Source organism: Streptomyces sp. NPDC111628, from assembly GCF_055635195.1.
This window is the reverse complement of sequence record NZ_JBVKBZ010000013.1, coordinates 1-1,076: the sequence shown is the minus strand read 5'-3', so window position 1 is coordinate 1,076 and position 1,076 is coordinate 1. Positions and strand designations below refer to the sequence as shown.

Sequence of the window (1,076 nt, the reverse complement as noted above, 5' to 3'; positions counted from 1 at the left end):
CATGTGCGACGGATTTACCTACCGCACGGCCTACACCCTTACCCCGGGACAACCACCGCCCGGGATGGACTACCTTCCTGCGTCACCCCATCACTCACCTACTGCAAGTCTGGTTCGTCGGCTCCACCACTCCCCTCAACTCCGAAGAGATCAGGGCGGCTTCACGGACTTAGCATCGCCTGGTTCGATGTTTGACGCTTCACAGCGGGTACCGGAATATCAACCGGTTATCCATCGACTACGCCTGTCGGCCTCGCCTTAGGTCCCGACTTACCCTGGGCAGATCAGCTTGACCCAGGAACCCTTAGTCAATCGGCGCAAACGTTTCTCACGTTTGTATCGCTACTCATGCCTGCATTCTCACTCGTGAACCGTCCACAACTCGCTTCCGCGGCTGCTTCACCCGGCACACGACGCTCCCCTACCCATCACAGCCGGCGTTGGCCGTATTGCTGCAATGACACGACTTCGGCGGTACGCTTGAGCCCCGCTACATTGTCGGCGCGGAATCACTAGACCAGTGAGCTATTACGCACTCTTTCAAGGGTGGCTGCTTCTAAGCCAACCTCCTGGTTGTCTGTGCGACTCCACATCCTTTCCCACTTAGCGTACGCTTAGGGGCCTTAGTCGATGCTCTGGGCTGTTTCCCTCTCGACCATGGAGCTTATCCCCCACAGTCTCACTGCCGCGCTCTCACTTACCGGCATTCGGAGTTTGGCTAAGGTCAGTAACCCGGTAGGGCCCATCGCCTATCCAGTGCTCTACCTCCGGCAAGAAACACACGACGCTGCACCTAAATGCATTTCGGGGAGAACCAGCTATCACGGAGTTTGATTGGCCTTTCACCCCTAACCACAGGTCATCCCCCAGGTTTTCAACCCTGGTGGGTTCGGTCCTCCACGACCTCTTACAGCCGCTTCAACCTGCCCATGGCTAGATCACTCCGCTTCGGGTCTTGAGCGTGCTACTGAATCGCCCTGTTCGGACTCGCTTTCGCTACGGCTTCCCCACCCGGGTTAACCTCGCAACACACCGCAAACTCGCAGGCTCATTCTTCAAAAGGCACGCAGTCACGA

Annotated in this window: 1 rRNA gene; it reads right to left on the bottom strand. The window is 57.5% G+C overall.

Features of this window, described 5'->3' with window-relative positions:
- Nucleotides 1-1,076, bottom strand: a 23S ribosomal RNA gene (locus tag ACZ7MF_RS39405); the annotation flags it as partial.